Genomic DNA, 591 nt, shown 5'->3' on the forward strand with positions numbered 1-591 from the left:
CGCCACACAGCTCGACCTGGTGCTGCGCAGCAACGGGATCACCCACATCCTGCTCACCGGCATCACGCCGGACGTCTGCGTGCACACCACCATGCGCGAGGCGAACGACCGCGGCTACGAGTGCCTGATCCTGTCGGACTGCACCGGCGCCACCGACCCGTCCAACCACGACGCCGCCCTGCACATGGTGACCATGCAGGGCGGGGTGTTCGGCGCCGTCGGGACCTCCGACGCCGTCGTCGAGGCGACCACCTGGAGCACCCCGTGACCACAGTCGACGCCGCACCCGGCGCCTACACCTTCGACCCCGCGACCACCGCCCTGGTGATCATCGACATGCAGCGGGACTTCTGCGAGCCCGGCGGGTTCGGCGAGACCCTCGGCAACGACGTGTCGTTGCTGCGCAGCGTGATCCCGCCCCTGCAGCAGGTCCTCGCGACGGCCCGCGCGCTGGGCATGACCGTGATCCACACCCGCGAGGGGCACGTGCCGGACCTGAGCGACTGCCCGCCGGCCAAGCTGAACCGCGGCGATCCGACGCTGCGCATCGGCGATCCCGGGCCCAAGGGCCGCATCCTGATCCGCGGGGAG

2 protein-coding genes are annotated in these 591 nt (G+C 71.2%); both read left to right on the top strand.

Annotated features, from left to right (window positions below; all coding sequences use genetic code 11):
- Window positions 1-268: cysteine hydrolase family protein (locus ABFY07_RS42830; protein ID WP_346179631.1), on the top strand; the 268-nt coding region annotated here is incomplete at its 5' end.
- The coding region (locus ABFY07_RS42835) for a cysteine hydrolase family protein (RefSeq protein WP_346179632.1) at window positions 265-591 on the top strand (327 nt) is incomplete at its 3' end. The genes ABFY07_RS42830 and ABFY07_RS42835, both read left to right, overlap by 4 nt.

The organism is Streptomyces sparsogenes subsp. cuspidosporus (assembly GCF_039532705.1).
In the GTDB taxonomy this organism is placed as follows: domain Bacteria; phylum Actinomycetota; class Actinomycetes; order Streptomycetales; family Streptomycetaceae; genus Streptomyces; species Streptomyces sparsogenes.